The sequence below is a fragment of the Martelella sp. HB161492 genome (assembly GCF_013184775.1).
In the GTDB taxonomy this organism is placed as follows: Bacteria; Pseudomonadota; Alphaproteobacteria; order Rhizobiales; family Rhizobiaceae; genus Martelella.
This window is the reverse complement of sequence record NZ_JAATVV010000018.1, coordinates 18,395-37,462: the sequence shown is the minus strand read 5'-3', so window position 1 is coordinate 37,462 and position 19,068 is coordinate 18,395. Positions and strand designations below refer to the sequence as shown.

Here is a 19,068-nt window from a genome sequence, read left to right as displayed (position 1 = left end):
GACGAGCATCATGCATCAGACACGACAGGAACTTCTCGGCCATCTTTCCAATGTCGCCACCGGGCTGTCGCGGATCCGCGGGATCAATGAGACCGCGCCGATTGCCGAAGGCGCCTTCTCGCTGCAGTTCGATGAATGGGACTGGGAGATCGGCGTCGGTGTTTACGGTCTCTACCGCCATGCCCGTGCGACCGGCGACAAGGCTCTGATTGCCGCTCTTGCCAACTGGTATGACTGGCAGATCGGACGCGGCCTGCCGCCGCGTCAGGTCAATTCGACGGCGCCGATGCTGGCGCTCTCCATGCTGATTGACGAGGTTGAGCGACCCGACTGGGAGGAACTGGTGCAGGACTGGGCCGACTGGCTGGTGACGGGCCTTGCCAGAACCGAGGACCGCGGCTTTCAGCACGTGGTCAAGGAGCGGATGAATGACGGCGAGTTATGGGATGACACGCTGTTCATGACCTGCCTGTTTCTCGCCAATGCGGGCAAGCGCTTCAACCGGGCAGACTGGATCGAGGAGGCCGTCTACCAGTTTCTCATCCATGCGCGCTATCTCTCCGATCCGAAGACCGGGCTGTGGTACCACGGCTGGACATTCAACGGCCGGCATAATTTCGCCAATGCGCTGTGGGCGCGGGGCAATTCCTGGATCACCATCGCCATCCCGGAGCTTTTCTCCATCGTCGGCGATCTGCCCGAGGCAACCCATGACTACCTCGCCAATGTGCTGGCGGCACAGGTCCGGGCACTGGAAAAGCTGCAGGATGCCGGAGGGTTGTTTCACACCTTGCTTGATGATGCGACCTCGCCGGTCGAGGCATCGGCAACGGCCGGCATCGCCTATGGCATTTCGCGCGGCATTGATCTCGGTATTCTGCCCGAAAGCTATCGTCCGGTGGCCGAGCGGGCTTTCGCCGTTGTCATCGGCTGTATCGGCGATGATGGCATTGTCGCCCATGTTTCCGACGGCACGCCGATGGGCCATACGCTCGATTTCTACAAGCAGATCCCCGATATTCCGGCACCCTACGGCCAGGCGCTGACCATGCTGATGCTGGTCGACGCGATTTCCCGCAGTGAGGCGGGCTGATGGGGCGCGAAGGCATCTGGCTGAAGGGCGACTTTCATCTCCACTCTCGCCACAGCAGCGATTCATCCCATAATCCGGTCGAAAAGATCATCGGCTTTGCCGAGGCTCATGGTTTCGACTATCTCGCCATTACCGACCATGATGTCCATGTTGCCGGCGATGTCGCCGGCCATACATGGGCCGATCCCGCCTATCGCTCGGAAAAACTGCTGCTGTTTTACGGCGCGGAACTGACGGCGCCGCGCGGGCACGCCAATATCCTGAGCGCTGAACCCTATAACCACCAGCGGGTTTTCGACCATCGCAATGCCCGCGACTGGGATCTTCTGACGCTGAAGCGCGATCTTGGCATTCACTGGTCTGCCAATCATCCGGTCACCAGCAATCACTACGGCTTTTCCTTCGATATCGCCGATTCCATCGAGATCTGGAACACCAGTGTCTGGCCGAAGAACGCCGCCAATGTCCGGGTCTGGGACAACATGCTGCTGTCGGGGCGGATGATCGGTGCGCGCGGCGGCTCCGATGCCCATCATGGATTGCCGGAAGATCCGGCGGATGCGACGCCATGGACCCCCGAAGCAACCGCCAATTATGTCGGCACGCCGACGACCTGGGTCTTTGCCGCCGAGCGGACCAAAACGGCGATCCTTGCGGCGCTTTGCGCCGGGCGCGCCTGTATCTGCGCCAATCCGTACAATCCGCGCGTCGCGCTTGTTGCCGATGCGGATGGCGACGGGACGATGGAGATGATGATGGGCGACAATGCGCCCGCCACCGGCAGGCCCGTCCAGTTTGAGATCCGGCTGTCCGAAGGCGGCATTGCGGGTGCGGCCTATCAGGCGCATATCATCAAGAACCGCCAGCCTTTCGCCACCGTGGCGATTGACCCGCAAACGCGGATTGCCCGTTTCTCCGATATCCCGGCCCAGGATGCGACCAGCTATTATCGCGTCGAGATTGACGGGCCGCAGGCAATCTATGCCGATATCCCCTATTCCATGGCGCAGTCGGCGCAAAAGGTGGCCCTGTCCAACCCGCTCTATTTCAATTACGACCCGGATTTTTAGGCCGGGCCGCAGCGCTGGTGCCTGTCCCGGATCATCGGGTTATCGAAAAGCCGGCGACCACTATTTCGCCCGATGCGTTAGAGCCGGGCGATCCAGTCGTGATCAGGATGGTTCTTGAAGCGCCACTTGCGCAGAGGACCGGCCATGACATTGAGATAGTACATGTCGTAGCCATGGGGCGTGCCGCAGGGATGATGGCCTTTCGGCACCAGCACCACATCGCCGTTCGAAACTGCCATGGTCTCGTCAAGAGACCCGTCTTCGGTGAAAACCCGCTGGAAGCCGAAACCCTTGGCCGGGTTGAGCCGGTGATAATAGGTCTCTTCCAGATAGGTCATATCGGGGAAATTGTCCTCGTCATGGCGATGCGGCGGATAGGAGGACCAGTTTCCGGCGGGCGTGAAAACCTCGGTCACCAGCAGGCTGTCGGCGACATCCCTGTCTTCCATGGCGATTGGATGGATATAGCGCGTATTGGCGCCCTTGCCGCGGGTTTCAGAACCGATATCGCCGATCACGCTCGCCTTGTGTCCGCCCTGGCCGGGCGCTGAGCAGACGGCAAGCGTGCAATCCGTTGCCGCCTTTGCGTGCCAGCGATCACCATTCGGCAGGTAGACGCAGGCCGGTTTGTCGCGTTCGAAGACATCCATGCGGCTGCCGAGAAGGCCGAAAGTCCGGTCGCTGTTGGCGATCTCCGCCTTGCCTTCGACAAGAACGAGAATGACCTCGCGGTCGCCGGTTTCCTCTGCCGCTGTTTCACCGGCCTTCAGCCGGTAGAGGGTGAAGCCGACATAGCCCCAGCCGGCTGAAGCCGGTGTAATTTCATGGACCTTGCCGTGATCGCCTGCGGGCTTCACCAGAAGCGTGCTCATTTTTCCTCCTCGTCATCAATTCTTGTGAAATAGTGCCTGTCCGACGACAGAAAGAAGACCCAGACCATGTAAAGGCCTGCCGCGATGACGGCGCCGGCCCAGAAGCGCGATCCGATGGTCAGCTCGACAGCAGCCCAGCCGAAGCAGACGGCGATCAGCAGAAGGCGCAGCCAGAGCGGTTTCAGCATCGGGTGTTTCAGGTCGAAATTCTTTCGCCAGTCTCGCTTGTCGTCTGCCATGTCGCTTTCTCCCTCGCGCGCGTGCTCAGCTTGGCGAAAGAGCTGCCGTAAGCCCGGCCTTTGCCGCCAGTGCCTTCAACGCCTTCAGCCCCATCGACTGATAGGCAAAGGGATTGCGCACAGCCGGGTCCTGCTCCGCCTCGATCACCAGCCATCCGGCATAGCCGTGCCGGGCGGCAATTGAAAGCACGGAAGCGAAATCCACCATGCCGTCCGGATCACCCGGAACGGTGAAGACGCCGCGCCGGACACCCTCGAGGAAGCTCAGATTGTCTGACCGCACCTGTTCCATGATCTCGGCGCGAATATTCTTGGCGTGGATATGGCCGATGCGATCCATATACCGGTTCGCCAGTTCGGCGGGATCGGCGCCGGCGAAGGTGGCGTGGCCGGTATCGAGCAGAAGCTGCGTCTTCGGCCCGGCAACGGCCATCAGCCGGTCAATATCGGCGGCACTCTGCACGATCGTGCCCATATGGTGGTGATAGACCAGCGCGATGCCAAAAGTGTCGCAATATTCGGCGATCTCTTCCAGGCGGCGGGCGAAATCGGGCCATTGGCAAGCACCCAAATGCGGCCGGTCATTCAGGCCGACGGCATCATTGCCGTGTATGGCGTTCGACGTTTCGCAGACGATCGCGACTTTCGAGCCGAGTGCGTTCAGCAGTTCAAGATGCGGCCGGATCGCCGCTCTCTCCGCCTCGACTGACCGGGTCAGCAGGTTGAGCGAATGCCAGCCGGAAACGAAGCGCAGCCCATAGGCCTCAAGCACACGTTTCAGGGCTGCAGGCTCGGTCGGGAATTTGTGGCCCTTTTCGATGCCATCAAAGCCGATCTCGGCGGCCTCGGCGAGGCAGGTCTCAAGCGGGGTATCCGCGCCAAGGCTCTGGTCATCATCATTGGACCAGGCAATCGGATTGGTTCCGAACAGGATCATATGCCTTCCTCCTCCAAGAAGACTGCGATGGCCGCCTAATCGGCCACGCGTTGTTTTGTCCGTGCATTGACATAAGCCTGCCGCGCCTGATTGACGGCGGGCCGTACTGAGACCTCCGGTACGGCGACATCCCACCAGTGGCCACCGGCCTTAGTTGTCGGCAGCGGATCGGTGTCGATGACAATGACATGGCTTTGCTGGCTCTGCCGTGCGCGCAAGAGGGCCTCCTCCAGCGCCGCGATGCCATCCACCTTTTCCGACATGGCGCCAAGCGCCGCCGCATGGGCGGTAAAATCGATCGCCGAGGGTGAAACGTGACGGGCGGTATCAAGCAGATTGTTGAAGCTTGCCCCGCCGGTCGCCATCTGTAGCCGGTTGATGCAGCCAAAGCCGCGATTGTCGAGCAGGACGACGGTGATTTTCAGCCCGAGCATGACGGCTGTGGCGAGCTCGGAATTGGCCATCATATAGGAGCCGTCGCCGACCATGACGACGACGTCGCGGTCCGGCTCCGCCATCTTGATGCCAAGGCCTGCGGCAATCTCGTAGCCCATGCAGGAATAGCCATATTCGACATGGTAGCCGCCGGGCCGGGCCGCCTGCCAGAGCTTGTGCAGTTCGCCCGGCAGCCCGCCTGCGGCACAGACGACGACCGTGTCCTCATCGCTCTGACGCTGAACGGCGCCGATGACCTGAGCGTCTGACGGCAGCTGATTGCCTTCAGGCGCAGCGGTCGCGGCGGCAACCGCGGCCATCCAGCCTGCTTTCAGCGCCGGATCTGGCAGGGCGTAGCGATGATCAGCAAGCCGTGCCTCAAGCGCTTCAAGCGTGGCCGCCACGTCGCCCGTCACCGCAATGGCATTATGCTTCACGGTATCGAAAGGGGCGATGTTGACCGAGATGATGGAGCGGCCGGGATGGTTGAACAATGCGCGCGAGCCGGTGGTGAAATCCTGAAACCGTGTGCCAAGACCAATGATCAGATCGGCGGATTCCGCCACATGGTTGGCGGCGGAGGACCCTGTGACACCGATGGAACCGAGGTTGAGCGGATGGCCGGCGGCGAGCGCTGATTTGCCGGCCTGGGTTTCGGCAACGGGGATCTGATGGCGTTCAGCAAAGACCCTGAGCCGGTCACAGGCCCCGGCATAGTGAACCCCGCCCCCGGCGATGATCAGCGGCTTTTCTGCGTGCTTCAGCGCCGCGAGGGCGGCGTCCAGTTCGGCACTGTCCGGCGCGGGACGCCGCCGGTGCCAAAGGCGCGGAGCGAAGAAGCTCTCGGGATAGTCAAAGGCCTCGGTCTGCACATCCTGGCAGAAGGCCAGTGTGACGGGGCCGCAGCGCTCGGGGTCGGTTAGCGTTGACATGGCGCGCGGCAGCGCGGTCATCAGCTGTTCCGGCCGGGTGATGCGGTCGAAATAGCGGCTGACAGGGCGGAAGCAGTCATTGACGGAAACGGTTCCGTCGTCGAAATCCTCCAGCTGCTGGAGCACCGGATCCGGGCCGCGCCCGGCAAAGACATCTCCGGGAATGATCAGCAGCGGCAGGCGGTTCACATGGGCGAGTGCTGCGGCGGTCACGAGATTGGTGGCCCCGGGACCGATCGAGGTGGTCACCGCCATCAGCTGGCGGCGGGCCTTTGCCTTGGCAAAGGCGATTGCCGCATGGCCCATGCTCTGCTCGTTATGGCCGCGCCAGGTGGGAAAGCTATCGCCTGCCGCATGGAGGGCCTCGCCAAGTCCTGCAACATTGCCATGACCGAAGATCGCCCAGATCCCGGGGATGAGCGGTTCACCCTCGGCATTCTTCTGGTGCGAGAGATAGCGCACCATGGCCTGTGCAGCCGTCAGACGGCATGTTGTCATGACAGGGCCTCCTCAGCATGGCTCATTTCGGGGTGGAGCTGGTCCCAGGCGCTGCAGAGCCTTTCGAAATTGTCGCGCATGACGGTTACGGCCTGATCGTCACTGATCTCGCCGGCAAGCCACAGCCGTGCCGCCTGGCCGAAAATGGTGCGGCCGACGGCGAAGCCCTTGACCAGCGGGAAGGCTTTCGCGGTGCGGAAACTTTCGATCAGCGTTTCCTCCGGCTGATCAAGGCCGAGGATAACGATGCCGCGGGTGAAGCGGTCGTGGCGCTCGATCACACCGCAGACCCTCTCCCAGGCTTTCTCGGAGGTCAGCGGCTCGAGCTTCCACCAGTCGGGATAGATGCCGATGGCGTAGATCCGCTCGATCACCTGCGACAGCGTCGCATCATCCGTATCGCCGGATTTCGAGGCTATGATTTCCAGCAGGAATTCCAGCCGGTGGCGGCGGGTTGCGACAAAAAGCCGGTGCAGCGTTTCCTCCTGCTGCTGCCTGAGGTCGGGGGGATCGTCGGGATGATAGAAGCAGAGCACCTTGACGACATGACCGGCCGGCCATTCCGAAAGCCCGCCGAAATCGGCGCCGAGTTCCTGTTCCAGCGTCAGCGGGCAGGAGCCCGGCCATTCGGCCGGCCGGCCGATCCAGAGCCCGGTATCGGCGGCTTCATACAGAGCGTCGCGGCCAAGACGGTTGTCGCAGAGAATGCCAAAGCCTCCGTCTGATCCGGCAACCGCAACGGCAGCCTTGAGGCAGAGGCGCTTGAAGGCGGCGATGGCTGCTGCATCGGCACCCGTTTCCGCTGCCATGTCCTCCAGCTGGATACGGTGATCGAAGGCGAAGATGCGGATCTCCGGCCAGTCGCCGGCGCGGTTGGTCGACCAGTGGACCTGTTCCAGCTTCTCATCCTTGCGCAGGGCGGGCGTGGTGGCGCCATTTTTCAGGAAAAACCGCAACTCCTCAAGGCTTGGATAAGCGGGCGTGCAGCCATGCCGTGACACGGCAAAGGCGCCACAGGCATTGGCATAGGTCAGGGCTTGCGCCCAGCCCGCATCGTCCAGCCAGCCCTTCAGCAATCCGGCCATGAAACCGTCGCCAGCGCCGAGAACGTTGAACACCTCGATGGCAAAGCCCTTGCCGGCGATGCCACCATCGAGACTGTCCGGGATCGCCCCGGTAAAGGCGGAAGCGCCTTTCGCGCCGCGCTTGAGAACGAGCGTTGCGGCGGTGACGGCGCGCACCTGGCGCAGCGCTTCAAGCGTATCCGTCGTGCCGCCGGCAATATGAAATTCCTCCTCCGTGCCGACGATCAGGTCGAAGAGATTGAGCGTCGAGCGCAGCTTCGCCGTGACCTTCTCGGAGGCGATGAAACGGTTTTCGCCATCGCCATGGCCGGAAAGGCCCCAGAGATTGGGGCGGTAGTCGATATCAAGGGCGGTGCGGGCGCCGCCTTTGCGCGCAAGGCCAAGCGCTTTCAGCACGGCAGCTTCGGTGCGCGGATGGCTGAGATGCGTCCCGGTGGCGACAATCGAGCGGGTCCGGGCGATCAGTGCCGGATCGATATCATCCTCGCTCAGCGCCATATCGGCACAGTTTTCGCGATAGAAGATCAGCGGAAAATGATCCTCGTCGCGAATGCCGAGAATGACGAGCGCAGTCAGGCGTTCAGGGTCTGTCGTGACGCCGGTGACATCGACCCCTTCGCGCTGCAACTGCTCGCGGATGAAACGGCCCATATGTTCATCGCCGACTCTGGTGATCACGCCTGCCTTCAGCCCGAGACGCGAAGCGCCCGCCGCCATGTTGGTTGGCGAGCCGCCGAGATATTTATCGAAGGAACGCATATCCTCCAGCCGGCCACCAATCTGACCGCCATAGAGATCCACCGATGAGCGGCCGATCGTCAGGCAGTCGAGTGTCTTGTCGTGAGCATTCATAAAAGATCTCCTCCGCGCCACGCTCGCGGTTTCATCACCAGCCCGGTGTCAACGGGCCTGAGCGCCGGATGGGCCGGCGACTTGTGATACTTGCTGACCGGGAAAATGCGCCGCCAGAGCGGCGCCGAGGCACAAGATGCATTTTCAGCCCGGCGCGTTTCCGGGAAAAATGGGCGCTGCTGTTCCGTCCGCAGCCGCATAAGAACAATGAGACGAAGCGCTCTTCGGGGAAAAGCGGATGCGATCCAGAGCGCCGTGCGTCCTTTTGGACGCGGCAGGATGCTCTATCTTATTGAGCCGATGCGCTAGGTGCTGGCTGGTCCTGCATTGCAGCACTTCGGCGCGATGAACCGGATCATGTTCCATGTCTCCTCCCTCATTCCCCCGGAACGGCATTTCGTCCCGTGCCCCGTGCGGCAGGCACTCCCTCCTGCGCAAGAGAATTTATATTCCAATATTTTCTCAATTCAATATTTATTTTCCATTTTTAACGTATCGCGCTGCGAACCGACCGCCACGGCCAGCGTCAGTGCCAGCGACAGGCTGGCCGAAAGCGCGCGGAACGCGCCGACATCCAGTTCGGCGACGTAAAGCGGGATTGCCGCCGGTTTCACCAGCGGTGAGGTCACGTAATCGGTCATGCTCACCAGCGTTGCGCCCTGTCGGGACGCCGCTTCGGCAAGGGCAATCGTGTGCTCGCTATAGGGCGCGAAACTGATGGCGATCAGCGCATCGCCCGGCCGGATGGTATGGCTGAGTTCGATATCGGCGAGGCCGCTATGCAACAGGCAGGCAATCCCCATCTTCTCGAACGCATAGGCCAGATAGGTCGCGATCGGAAAGGCGCGGCGGAAACCGGCGAGATGGATGGTTTGGGCGTTTGCGAGCGTCGTGACCGCCTGCTGCAGCGCATCCGGATCCACCGATGTCAGAAGATTTTCCAGAGACATGCGGCCGACATCGACGAATTCTGCCAGAAGGGCGGCGGGAGAGCCATTGCCGTGATCGCGCAGCGCCTGAATGCGGGTGGAATAATCCGGCCAGCGGCGGGAAAAATCGGTGCGGAACAGGCGTTGCATTTCGGAAAAACCGGAAAAGCCGAGCTCCTGACAGAAACGCATGAAGGCCGAGGGCTGTACGCCTGCTGCTTCCGACAGTTCAGCGACGGTGGAAACGGCGACCCGCTCCGGATTGGCGGCGATATAATCACCGCATTGCCGGAGCCGCTTGGGAAAGCCCGGCAGCTTTTCCGACAGGCGGTCGAAAAAGACATCGATTGTTTCCGGTGGCGTGTTGCTGGCCACATCCATTTCGCTTCATCCTTGACATATTCTAGAATTGGTGTTTTTAGAATTTTTATTCTATCGTGGCAAGTCCGCGATTTCTGGGAGGATATTCATGACAATCGGATTGGCGCTGATCGGGGCAGGCCGGATCGGCAAGGTGCATGCACGCGCCATAGCACAGACGCCGGGCGCGAAACTTGTAGCGGTGACAGATGCTCTGGCGGAAGCCGCATCGGGTCTCGCCGCACAGTATGATGCCGCAGTGAAAACCATTGACGCGATCGAGGCTGACGCGGATGTGGCGGCGGTGGTGATCTGCTCGCCGACGGATACCCATGCGGATCTGATCGAGCGTTTTGCCCGTGCGGGAAAGGCGATCTTCTGCGAAAAGCCGGTCGACCTGTCGGTGGCGCGGGTGCGGGCCTGCCTTGCGGTGGTGCGGGCGGAAAAAGCGAAGCTGATGCTGGGGTTCAACCGCCGCTTCGATCCGCATTTTCGCGCCGTGAAAGCGGCGATTGACGCGGGGCGGATCGGCACGGTTGAAATGGTGCAGATCACGTCGCGTGATCCTGCGCCGCCGCCGCCGGCCTATGCCGCTGTTTCGGGCGGTATCTTTCGCGACATGACCATCCATGATTTCGATATGGCGCGCTTCCTGCTCGGTGGAGAGGTCGAGACCGTGCAGGCCAGCGCTGCGGCCATTGTCGATCCTGAAATCGGCAGAGCGGGTGATTTTGACAGTGCCTCGATTATCCTGACGACAGCGGACGGGCGGCAATGCCAGATATCCAATTCGCGCCGCGCCACCTATGGCTACGACCAGCGCATCGAGGTGCTGGGTTCGAAGGGTGCCGTTTCGGCCGAAAACCAGCGGCCCGTTGCCATCGAGATCGCCGATGCCGAGGGTTTTCACCGCCCGCCGCTGCATGATTTCTTCATGACACGCTATATCGAGGCCTATGCCGCCGAGATCAGTCATTTTGTCGCTGCGATAGAAAACGGCACTGCGATCGCGCCGGATGGCGAGGACGGCCTGAAAGCGCTGATCATTGCCGAAGCGGCGCTGCTGTCCGTTGCCTCCGGTCGCAGGGTGGCGCTGTCGGAGATTTGAGCCGGCGCTTGTCAAAGGCAGTCGATCGGGACTGTTCCGTCATCACTCCAAGGCCGGTGCCAGCAGCGCCGGCCTTGTTCATTTCAGCTCTTCCCAAATCCTGTATAACAGATTATAAGGATATGTAATACAGGAATGGGCTGCCCTGAATGGCCCGTTCCGGCACTTTGGGAGGAGTTGCAATGACAGATGAACAGGGCCGGACAGGTGCGCTGTTCGAGCGGGCCGGGTCCATTTTGGTCACGCTTTTCGGCCTTCTTGTCCTGACCTTCGTGATCGGGCGCGTCATGCCGGTGGATCCGGTGCGAGCCATTGTCGGTGAGGATGCGACCAAGGAAGTCTATCAGAACGTCTATCACCAGCTTGGTCTCGACCGGCCGATGTGGGAACAGTTCTTCTTCTATATCCGCGATGTCCTGACCGGCAATTTCGGCACGTCGGTGCGCACCGGCCAGCCGGTTATCCAGGATATTCTCCATGTCATGCCGGCGACGATCGAGCTTGCCACCTTCGCCATCATTGTCGGCGCCGGACTTGGCATTCCGCTTGGCGTTCTGGCGGCGATCAAGAAGGATCGCTGGCAGGATCAGGTGATCCGCGTGTTCAGCCTGCTCGGCCATTCCATGCCGATCTTCTGGACCGGCATGATCGGGCTTTTGATCTTCTATGCCGGGCTTGGCTGGGTCGGCGGTTCGGGGCGGATGAGCCAGTTCTATATCGGCATCGTGCCGGAACGGACCAATTTCCTTCTGATCGACAGTGCCCTTGCCGGCGACTGGGATGTGTTCAGGAGTGCGATTGATCACATCATCCTGCCGGCCTCGCTGCTTGGCTATTCCTCTGCGGCCTACATCACCCGCATGACCCGCAGTTTCATGCTGGATCAGATCAATCAGGAATATGTGACCACGGCCCGGGTCAAGGGACTGAGCCAGCGCCAGACCATCTGGTTTCATGTTTTCATCAATATCCGCGTCCAGCTCGTTACCATCATCGCGCTGGCCTATGGCGGCCTGCTCGAAGGCGCGGTGCTGATCGAGACGGTCTTCGCCTGGCCGGGCTTCGGCCAGTATCTCACCTCCAACCTGCGTATCGGAGACATGAATGCGGTGATGACCTGCGTTCTGCTCGTCGGCCTGATCTTCATCGGCCTCAACATTCTCTCCGATGTTCTCTACCGCGTATTCGATCCGAGGACCCGATGACCATGTCCGATAGCACGCCGCTCAAGGCGACCCGTTCCAGGACCATGCCTCAGGCGCTGGTCACGACCAAGAATATCCTGATCTTTCTGGCGAAATCGCCAACCTCGGCCTTCGGCCTCCTGGTGCTCGCCATCCTGATCATCGGCGCCCTGTTCGGCCCGATGCTGGCAACCCATGATCCCTATCTGCAGGATCTGCAGGCGACATTGCAGCCGCCAAGCGCGGCGCATTATTTCGGAACCGACGAACTCGGCCGCGACATCTACAGCCGGCTTCTCTATGGCTCGCGGATCACGCTGAGGATCATCTTTCTGGTTTCGATCGTGGTTGGGCCGATCGGCCTCCTCGTTGGCACGGTGGCCGGCTATTTCGGCGGCCGCATTGACAATATCATGATGCGGATCACCGATATCTTTCTCTCCTTCCCCTCGCTGATCCTGTCGCTGGCCTTTGTCGCAGCCCTCGGCCCGAGCCTCAACAATGCGATCATCGCCATCTCGCTGACGGCCTGGCCGCCGATTGCCCGGCTTGCCCGTGCCGAGACCATGACCTTTCGCAGTGCCGACTATATTTCGGCGGCACGGCTTCAGGGCGCGTCATCGGCGCGCATCATCTGGCGCTCGATCGTGCCGATGTGCCTGCCGTCGGTGATCATCCGGCTGACGCTGAACATGGCGACAGTGATCCTGACGGCGGCTGGCCTCGGCTTTCTCGGCCTTGGCGCCCAGCCGCCGCTGCCGGAGTGGGGGGCGATGATTGCCACCGGCCGGCGCTACATGATCGACAGCTGGTGGCTCGTCACCTTCCCCGGCGTTGCGATCCTCTGCGTCAGCCTCGCCTTCAATCTCCTGGGCGATGGCCTGCGCGATGCGCTTGATCCGAAACAGATGAACAGGCGGTGAGACCATGAGCGACGACAGACTGCTTGAGGTCGAGGACCTCTCCATCCATTACCGTGGAACGCCCGAACCGGCGGTGCGCCATGTCAGCTTCACGCTCGGCCGCGAACGGCTCGGCATTGTCGGCGAAAGCGGATCGGGCAAATCCACCGTCGGCCGCGCGCTGCTGAAGCTGCTGCCAACCGCCGACATCACCGCAAAACACATGCGGTTCGGGCAGACGGATCTCCTCGCCGCCAGCGAGCGTGCAATGCTGAAGATCCGCGGCGCCCATATGTCGATGATCCTGCAGGACCCGAAATTCTCGCTCAATCCGATCCAGCGCTGCGGCGATCAGGTGGCGGAAGCCTTCCGGACCCATGTTCATTGCTCAAAGGCCGATGCGCACGCGAAAGCGATCGCGATGCTGGAAGCAGTGCAGATCCGCGATCCGGAACGGGTCTATGAGCTCTATCCGCACGAGGTATCCGGCGGCATGGGGCAGCGTATCATGATCGCGATGATGCTTCTGACCGATCCGGATTTGGTGATCGCCGATGAGCCGACCTCGGCACTTGATGTGACGGTGCGGCTGCAAGTGCTGAAAATCCTCGACGATCTGGTGCGCGAGAAAGGCATCGGCCTGATCATGATCTCGCATGACCTCAATCTGGTGCGCAATTTCTGCGACCGGGTGCTGATCATGTATGCCGGCCGCGTTGTCGAAACGCTGGCGGCGGCCGATCTCGACAGGGCACAGCATCCCTATACGCGCGGGCTGCTTGCCGCCCAGCCGCGCATTGGCGGCGCCCGCACGCCGCTGCCGGTGCTGCATCGTCAGAACAGCTGGCTGGACGCGGAGGAGATGCGGCCATGAAATCGATTACCGTTGACAAGATGACGATCCGCTTCGGCGCGCTGACGGTTCTGCCGGAGGTGAGTTTTACCGTGGAGCCTGGCGAATGTTTCGGTCTCGTTGGTGAAAGCGGCTCGGGCAAATCCACCGTGCTGCGCTGTGCCTCGCTGCTGCTGGAAAAATGGCAGGGCCGCGTGCTGATCGGTGATCGCGATGTGCGTGAGATGAAGCGGGAGGAGCGCTGCCGCACGGTGCAGATGGTGTTTCAGGATCCTTATGGCTCGCTGCATCCCCGCCACTCGATCCGCACGGTGCTGAGCGAACCGCTGAAGATCCACGGCATTGGTGATCGCGAGGCGCGGATGGCGCGCGCGCTCAGCGATGTCGGTCTGCCGGAGGATTTTCTTGATCGCTATCCGCACCAGCTTTCCGGCGGCCAGCGCCAGCGCGTTGCCATCGCCCGCGCGCTGATCATGGAGCCGGATGTACTGTTTCTCGATGAGCCGACCTCGGCGCTTGATGTTTCGGTACAGGCCGAAATCATCAATCTGCTGGTCAGGCTGCGCGCCGAGAAGGGCTTCACCTATCTGATGGTCAGCCACGATCTCGCCGTGATCGACTATATGTGTGACCGCTTCGCGGTGATGCAGGCCGGCAATATCGTCGAGGTGCTGCCGCGCGAGGCGATCCTTGGCAATGGCGCGAGTGACCCTTACGCGCGGGAGCTGATCGGTGCCAGCCTGACCTACGAACAGGCGATGTGAGGTTCTGCCGTCGTCAGGCGCGCTCCTCCTCTCCCCTCAAAAGGCGCCTGATGATCCATGAAGGGCGCGGCCGCTCTGCTGAGTGGCCGCGCTTTGCGGCAGATCCGGCAGGGCGATGCAGTGCTGCCAGAGCCCCTCGGCGAAGTCCAGCAGCGCTGCATCCGCGCCAAAGGCGGCAACGAGCTGAATGCCGATCGGCAGCGTCTCCCGCGAGATGGCGATCGGCAGGCTGATGGCGGGCAGGCCGCCGACATTGACCCAGCCGGTAAAGACGGCATGATCGCGCGGCCCCGCCGGCCGGCCGTCAATCATGTCAGGATAGGGTTTTTCGACCGGCCAGGGCAGCGCACCGGCGGTTGGGGTGATCACCAGATCATATTGCGCAAAAAGCCCGGCGAGACCGGCGCGCAGGGCAGCCGTCTTCTCCAGCGCACCGATATAGTCGGCGCCGGAAATGGCCGCACCGTCTTCGGCAAGCGCCCTGACGCTTGGCGAGGCGCCTGATTTGAGCGCGCCGTGATGCCAGTCCATCATATAGGCAACGCCGGAGCGGGAGATCACCCGCCAGATCTCGTTGACGCTGTCGAGGTCGAAGAACAGTGCGCTTTCGGTCACCGTGGCGCCCCTCTCCCGCAGGCCGTCAACGAAGCGGCGGCAGGCCGACGAGACTTCCGGGTCGACGGGGATATCACCGAATGTCGGCACGAACAGAATTCTCGGCGCTGCCGGGATCGGCGGTGCTGTCGTTTCCAGCATGGAGCGGCGGTCGCGGGGATCAGGCGCGCGCAGAAGCTGATCGAGGATTGCGGCATCCCTGACCGAGCGGGTCAGGAGGCCGATGACCTCGAAATCGGTCAGGATCGCAGGAAAGCCATCAAGCCGCGGCATATGCCCTGAAGAGGGTTTCCAGCCGACCAGCCCGGTGTGACAGGCCGGCCTGCGCGTCGAACCGCCGCCGTCCGTCCCCATTGCCGCGGGCACAAAACCCGCTGCAACGCTTGCTGCAGCGCCGCCGGAAGAGCCGCCAGGCGTCAGCGCATTGTTCCAGGGATTGCGGGTGGTGCCGAAAAGATCGTTGCTGGTAAAACCGTCCAGTGTCAGTTCGGGCACATTGGTCTTGCCGATGATAATGGCACCGGCGGCACGCAGGCGGGCCACGGGCAGTTCGTCCGTTGCCGGCATGAAATCGGCAAAGGCCCGGCTTCCCCAGGTCGCAGGCATGTCCTTGACCAGAATATTGTCCTTGATCGACAGGGGGATGCCATCAATGGGCGACAGCAAAGCACCGCGTTGACGGCGGGCATCGCTGGCTTTCGCAGCCCTGCGGGCGCCGGCGACGTCCATCGCAACGAAGGCATTGAGCGCCGGATCACCGGCTGCGATCCGTGCCAGGCTCCGCTCCAGCAAGGCTTCTGCCGTAAGCGTGCCGTTCGCAAGCGCCTCTGAAAGGCTGCTGATGTCCTCCATCATGTCTGTCTCCGTCACGATTTTCAAAGGGGCTTGCCGATCGAAGCCGGCAGGCGGCTTGACCGGCCAATGCCTGCCAGAACGGCAATGGCGATGATGTAGGGCACCATCTGGATGATATAGGAACTGACCGGCACGCCGAAGCTCTGAAGCCGAAGCTCAAACGCCTCTGCGGCACCAAAGCCGAGGCAGGCAAGCGCTGCTCCGAAGGGGTTCCAGCGGCCGACGATCAGCGAGGCGAGCGCCAGATAGCCGCGCCCGCCGGTCATGCCGTCGGTGAAGGTGCCGATCTGGCCAAGCGACAGCGCCGCACCGCCAAGGCCGGCAATCGCGCCGCAGGCGATCACCGCGATCATCCGGGTTCGCATCGGATCGGCGCCGGCGGCAAAGACGGCTTCAGGGTTCTCGCCGACGGCGCGCAGCAGCAGTCCTGCCTGGGTGCGGTAAAGCACGAAGGCGAGAACGATGCAGCCGAAAATGACGCCATAGGTGAAGGGCGGCAGCGAAAACAGCAGCGGTCCGGCGACAGGCAGGTCAGACAGGCCGGGAATATGGATGGCGGTCAGAGGATCAAGGTTGATCGCCAGCGTTCCGTCGCCGATGATGTGCATCAGATAGGTGGTGAGCCCGAGTGTCAGGATATTGCTGGTCAGTCCCGTCACCATGTTGTCGGCGCGATAGCGCACGGTGACGATGGCGATGATGAGGCCGATCACGGCGCCGCCGAAGGCCGCAAGGGCAATGCCGGCAAGCGCGCTGCCGCCGGCCCAGGTGCCGACGATGGCGGCAAAGGCGCCCATCAGCATCATGCCTTCAAGACCGACGGCGAAGACGCCGGCACGTTCCGACAATATGCCGCCAAGGGCTGCGAAGGCGAGCGGGGTGGCGATACGGATCGCGGCGGAGGCAAAATCAACAATCATGCGCGTCTGACCGTGGCTGTGAGGATGAAGAGCATGGTGATCCCCTCGATCACCACCACAAGGGCGGAGGGCACGCCGATCTGACGCTGCATCGACAGCGATCCCGTCTCCAGAAGACCGATAAAGAGGGCTGCCGGAATGACGGCTGCAGGTTCGATTGCGCCCAGAAGTGCCACCGTGACAGCCTTGAAACCGAAACCTTCGGAGAAGCCCTCGATCATGCGGTGATGCAGGCCGAGAATTTCCATGCCGCCGGCAAGCCCGCCCAGCGCTCCGGCAATCAGCATGACGCTCCAGGTGATGGCGGGGACGGAAAAGCCGGCATAGGCGGTGGCGCGGCGCGACCTGCCGACAACGCGGAGTGCAAAGCCGAAGGGCGTTTTCCAGAGGATGAAGGACAGTGCGATGGCAATGACGATGCCGACGACAATCCCGATATGGAAGCCGAATTCGGGGATCCGCGTCAGCCAGACGGGCTGCGGCATGCGCGGCGACTGCAGGAACCCCGCCCCCTTCTGTCCCATCGGACCGGAGAGAACCTGCTGCACGAGCAGGACGGCGACGAAATTCAGCAGCAGCGTTGCCAGCACTTCATGCACCCGGCGATAGAGATGAATGCCGGTGGCAAGGGCCGCCCAGCCGGCGCCGAGAAGGGCGGCTGCCGCCAGGGCTGCAAGCAGGGTCAGGATCCCGGGCTCGCCCGGCCAGAATAAAACGGTCGCCGTTGCGCCAATGCCGCCAAGCGCGATCTGTCCGTCCGATCCCATATTGATGACACCGGCGCGGAAGCACATGGCAAGGCCGGAACCGGCGAGAAGATAGGGACAGGCGCGGTTGAGCGCCACACCGATCTGGTGCGGTGAGCCGAACGCGCCGCTGATGATGGCGCCAAAGGCCACGAGCGGATTTTTGCCGGCCAGAGCCACTAGCACAGCGGCGCAGAGGATTGAGAGTGCCAGTGCGATGACGATCCGCACGAAGAAATCCTCGCGGCGGAAACGCAGACCGAAACCGCGCGGTTGCGGGGTGAGAATGGTCTCCTGCTCGCTCATGCCGCATGCTCCGACATCCACAGGCCGATCTGGGTCATGTCGGCGTCAGCGCGGTTGACCGTGCCGGCGATCGTGCCGCCCGACAGCACGGCGATGCGGTCGCTGATGGCCATGATTTCCTCCAGCTCGGAGGAAATATAGATGACAGCGCCGCCGCGATCGCGCAGCGCGATCATCTGCTCCATGACAAAGCGTGTTGCGCCGGGATCAAGCCCCCATGTCGCCTGATGGGCGACGAGAACGGAGGGCTGGCGATCAAGCTCGCGGGCGATCACGATCTTCTGCTGGTTGCCGCCGGAAAGGCTGCGCGCCGGGGTCGTCGGCTGCGGCGCACGAATATCGAAACGCTGCATGAGATCCTTTGCTTTGGCGATGGCCGCGCGGGCGCGCAGCACGCCGCGGCGGCTATAGGGGCTGCGGCGGCTATCGCGCAGCATCAGATTGTCGGCAATCGAGAGCCCCGGCACCAGCGCCGTCGTCGAGCGATCGGCCGGCATATAGGCAAGACCGGCGCGCGTGCGTGCAGCGACCGGCATTGCAGTGATCGGTGTGCCATCAAGCGTGATATGGCCGGCACGAACCGGCCTGAGACCGGCGATCGCTTCCGCCAGTTCCAGCTGGCCGTTGCCGTCGACACCGGCAATGCCGAGAATTTCGCCGGCTCTGACATGAAGCGTCAGCGGCCCGAGACCATCGGCCGAAAGCGCGGACAGTTCGATCCGGTCCGCGCCCGGCCGGTTGGGCTTCAGCACGTGCGGGCTCGAAATATCGCGGCCGACCATCATCGCCGAAAGCTCAGCCCGCGTGACCTTGTCGGCGCTGGTCCTGCCGGTCACACGGCCGGCACGCAGCACGACGATAGTGCTGCAGACCGCCAGCACTTCTGGCATTTTATGGGAAATGAAAATGATGCCTTTGCCCTCGTCGCGCAGCCGTTCCATGATGGCGAGCAGCTCCTGCACTTCGACGGGGGCAAGGTTTGAGGTCGGCTCGTCAAGCACCAAAAGCTCGGCCTCGCGCAGAACCGCCTTCAGAATTTCGATGCGCTGACGGCGGCCGAGCGGCAGATCGGCAACCACGGCGTCGGGATCGAGCTCAAGCCCAAGCCTGCGGCTGACGGTACGAATGTCTTCAGCAATTGCCGCCCGGTTCAGGACGCGACCGGCGCGCGGCCAGCCCAGCATGATATTTTCAACCACGGTCATGGCCTCGACCAGCATGAAATGCTGATGGATCATAGCAATGCCTGCCGCCATGGCCTCGCGCGGCCGGTGGCCGGACAATTCACGATCGCGAAAGACAATGCCGCCGCCATCGGCGGTGACCATGCCGAACAGGACCTTCATCAGCGTGCTCTTGCCGGAACCGTTCTCACCGAGAAGGCCGACGATCTCGCCCTCATGAACGTCAAGATCGATACCGTCATTGGCGCGCAGCGGGCCGTAGCATTTGACGATGCCGCGCATTTCCAGAAGTCTTGCCATCAAGGCCTCACCGCAGTCTCAAGAAAAGG

At 62.3% G+C, this 19,068-nt stretch carries 17 protein-coding genes; 7 read left to right on the top strand and 10 right to left on the bottom strand.

Going from position 1 to position 19,068, the window contains the following annotated elements; all coding sequences use genetic code 11:
- The first annotated feature begins 10 nt into the window (after positions 1 to 10).
- Positions 11 to 1,093, top strand: coding sequence for a glycoside hydrolase family 88 protein (locus tag HCK86_RS22380; RefSeq protein WP_176086716.1), 1,083 nt, complete (start codon positions 11 to 13; stop codon positions 1,091 to 1,093).
- Positions 1,093 to 2,163 (top strand): CehA/McbA family metallohydrolase, encoded by a 1,071-nt coding sequence (locus HCK86_RS22375; protein ID WP_176086715.1) that lies wholly within the window; start codon positions 1,093 to 1,095, stop codon positions 2,161 to 2,163. Before HCK86_RS22380 ends, HCK86_RS22375 begins: the two co-directional genes overlap by 1 nt.
- A gap of 77 nt (positions 2,164 to 2,240) precedes the next feature.
- On the opposite strand, the gene iolB is transcribed toward HCK86_RS22375, so the two are convergent.
- The 6 genes from iolB to HCK86_RS22345 form a co-directional block, all read right to left on the bottom strand.
- On the bottom strand, positions 2,241 to 3,035 hold the full coding sequence (gene iolB, locus HCK86_RS22370; protein WP_176086714.1) for a 5-deoxy-glucuronate isomerase: 795 nt from the start codon (positions 3,033 to 3,035) through the stop codon (positions 2,241 to 2,243).
- Positions 3,032 to 3,274, bottom strand: a complete 243-nt coding sequence (locus HCK86_RS22365) for a DUF3329 domain-containing protein (RefSeq protein ID WP_176086713.1) — start codon at positions 3,272 to 3,274, stop codon at positions 3,032 to 3,034. Before HCK86_RS22365 ends, iolB begins: the two co-directional genes overlap by 4 nt.
- A gap of 25 nt (positions 3,275 to 3,299) precedes the next feature.
- Positions 3,300 to 4,211, bottom strand: a complete 912-nt coding sequence (gene iolE / locus HCK86_RS22360) for a myo-inosose-2 dehydratase (RefSeq protein WP_176086712.1) — start codon at positions 4,209 to 4,211, stop codon at positions 3,300 to 3,302.
- Positions 4,212 to 4,246: 35 nt separating this feature from the next.
- Positions 4,247 to 6,076 carry a 3D-(3,5/4)-trihydroxycyclohexane-1,2-dione acylhydrolase (decyclizing) gene (iolD, locus tag HCK86_RS22355; protein WP_176086711.1) on the bottom strand — a complete coding sequence of 610 codons (1,830 nt, stop codon included), beginning with the start codon at positions 6,074 to 6,076 and terminating at the stop codon, positions 4,247 to 4,249.
- Positions 6,073 to 8,013, bottom strand: coding sequence for a 5-dehydro-2-deoxygluconokinase (gene iolC / locus HCK86_RS22350; RefSeq protein WP_176086710.1), 1,941 nt, complete (start codon positions 8,011 to 8,013; stop codon positions 6,073 to 6,075). The genes iolD and iolC overlap by 4 nt, the downstream gene beginning before the upstream one ends.
- 467 nt (positions 8,014 to 8,480) lie before the next feature.
- Positions 8,481 to 9,323: a MurR/RpiR family transcriptional regulator gene (locus HCK86_RS22345; protein WP_176086709.1), complete on the bottom strand. Its 843-nt coding sequence runs from the start codon at positions 9,321 to 9,323 to the stop codon at positions 8,481 to 8,483.
- 88 nt (positions 9,324 to 9,411) lie between these two features.
- Between HCK86_RS22345 and iolG the strand changes: the two genes are divergently transcribed.
- The 5 genes from iolG (at position 9,412) to HCK86_RS22320 (ending at position 14,113) form a co-directional block, all read left to right on the top strand.
- The gene (iolG, locus tag HCK86_RS22340) at positions 9,412 to 10,410 is read left to right on the top strand and encodes an inositol 2-dehydrogenase (protein WP_176086708.1); all 999 of its coding nucleotides are present in this window, start codon (positions 9,412 to 9,414) and stop codon (positions 10,408 to 10,410) included.
- Positions 10,411 to 10,592: 182 nt separating this feature from the next.
- Positions 10,593 to 11,615: an ABC transporter permease gene (locus HCK86_RS22335; protein ID WP_176086707.1), complete on the top strand. Its 1,023-nt coding sequence runs from the start codon at positions 10,593 to 10,595 to the stop codon at positions 11,613 to 11,615.
- Between the two features lie 44 nt (positions 11,616 to 11,659).
- Positions 11,660 to 12,517 carry a nickel transporter permease gene (gene nikC / locus HCK86_RS22330; RefSeq protein WP_141150923.1) on the top strand — a complete coding sequence of 286 codons (858 nt, stop codon included), beginning with the start codon at positions 11,660 to 11,662 and terminating at the stop codon, positions 12,515 to 12,517.
- 4 nt (positions 12,518 to 12,521) lie between these two features.
- Positions 12,522 to 13,370 (top strand): ABC transporter ATP-binding protein, encoded by an 849-nt coding sequence (locus tag HCK86_RS22325; RefSeq protein WP_176086706.1) that lies wholly within the window; start codon positions 12,522 to 12,524, stop codon positions 13,368 to 13,370.
- Positions 13,367 to 14,113, top strand: coding sequence for an ABC transporter ATP-binding protein (locus HCK86_RS22320; protein WP_176086705.1), 747 nt, complete (start codon positions 13,367 to 13,369; stop codon positions 14,111 to 14,113). Before HCK86_RS22325 ends, HCK86_RS22320 begins: the two co-directional genes overlap by 4 nt.
- A 36-nt stretch (positions 14,114 to 14,149) precedes the next feature.
- On the opposite strand, the gene HCK86_RS22315 is transcribed toward HCK86_RS22320, so the two are convergent.
- From HCK86_RS22315 to HCK86_RS22300, 4 genes are read right to left on the bottom strand one after another with little or no spacing between them, the layout of a single operon-like run.
- Entirely contained in the window at positions 14,150 to 15,583 is a 1,434-nt protein-coding gene (locus HCK86_RS22315) for an amidase (RefSeq protein ID WP_176086704.1), read from the bottom strand.
- Between the two features lie 20 nt (positions 15,584 to 15,603).
- Entirely contained in the window at positions 15,604 to 16,503 is a 900-nt protein-coding gene (locus tag HCK86_RS22310) for an ABC transporter permease (RefSeq protein WP_176086703.1), read from the bottom strand.
- Positions 16,500 to 17,555 carry an ABC transporter permease gene (locus HCK86_RS22305; RefSeq protein ID WP_176086702.1) on the bottom strand — a complete coding sequence of 352 codons (1,056 nt, stop codon included), beginning with the start codon at positions 17,553 to 17,555 and terminating at the stop codon, positions 16,500 to 16,502. The genes HCK86_RS22310 and HCK86_RS22305 overlap by 4 nt, the downstream gene beginning before the upstream one ends.
- Positions 17,552 to 19,039 carry an ABC transporter ATP-binding protein gene (locus tag HCK86_RS22300; protein ID WP_176086701.1) on the bottom strand — a complete coding sequence of 496 codons (1,488 nt, stop codon included), beginning with the start codon at positions 19,037 to 19,039 and terminating at the stop codon, positions 17,552 to 17,554. Before HCK86_RS22300 ends, HCK86_RS22305 begins: the two co-directional genes overlap by 4 nt.
- Between the last annotated feature and the right edge of the window lie 29 nt (positions 19,040 to 19,068).

Coding starts and splice junctions, on each gene's coding strand:
- iolC (WP_176086710.1), bottom strand. CDS start 8,013: ATGAATGCTCACGACAAGACACTCGACTGCCTGACGATCGGCCGCTCA.
- nikC (WP_141150923.1), top strand. CDS start 11,660: ATGCCTCAGGCGCTGGTCACGACCAAGAATATCCTGATCTTTCTGGCG.
- HCK86_RS22305 (WP_176086702.1), bottom strand. CDS start 17,555: ATGAGCGAGCAGGAGACCATTCTCACCCCGCAACCGCGCGGTTTCGGT.
- HCK86_RS22380 (WP_176086716.1), top strand. CDS start 11: ATGCATCAGACACGACAGGAACTTCTCGGCCATCTTTCCAATGTCGCC.
- HCK86_RS22375 (WP_176086715.1), top strand. CDS start 1,093: ATGGGGCGCGAAGGCATCTGGCTGAAGGGCGACTTTCATCTCCACTCT.
- HCK86_RS22345 (WP_176086709.1), bottom strand. CDS start 9,323: ATGGATGTGGCCAGCAACACGCCACCGGAAACAATCGATGTCTTTTTC.
- HCK86_RS22325 (WP_176086706.1), top strand. CDS start 12,522: ATGAGCGACGACAGACTGCTTGAGGTCGAGGACCTCTCCATCCATTAC.
- HCK86_RS22365 (WP_176086713.1), bottom strand. CDS start 3,274: ATGGCAGACGACAAGCGAGACTGGCGAAAGAATTTCGACCTGAAACAC.
- iolD (WP_176086711.1), bottom strand. CDS start 6,076: ATGACAACATGCCGTCTGACGGCTGCACAGGCCATGGTGCGCTATCTC.
- HCK86_RS22300 (WP_176086701.1), bottom strand. CDS start 19,039: ATGGCAAGACTTCTGGAAATGCGCGGCATCGTCAAATGCTACGGCCCG.
- HCK86_RS22335 (WP_176086707.1), top strand. CDS start 10,593: ATGACAGATGAACAGGGCCGGACAGGTGCGCTGTTCGAGCGGGCCGGG.
- iolE (WP_176086712.1), bottom strand. CDS start 4,211: ATGATCCTGTTCGGAACCAATCCGATTGCCTGGTCCAATGATGATGAC.
- HCK86_RS22320 (WP_176086705.1), top strand. CDS start 13,367: ATGAAATCGATTACCGTTGACAAGATGACGATCCGCTTCGGCGCGCTG.
- HCK86_RS22315 (WP_176086704.1), bottom strand. CDS start 15,583: ATGATGGAGGACATCAGCAGCCTTTCAGAGGCGCTTGCGAACGGCACG.
- HCK86_RS22310 (WP_176086703.1), bottom strand. CDS start 16,503: ATGATTGTTGATTTTGCCTCCGCCGCGATCCGTATCGCCACCCCGCTC.
- iolB (WP_176086714.1), bottom strand. CDS start 3,035: ATGAGCACGCTTCTGGTGAAGCCCGCAGGCGATCACGGCAAGGTCCAT.
- iolG (WP_176086708.1), top strand. CDS start 9,412: ATGACAATCGGATTGGCGCTGATCGGGGCAGGCCGGATCGGCAAGGTG.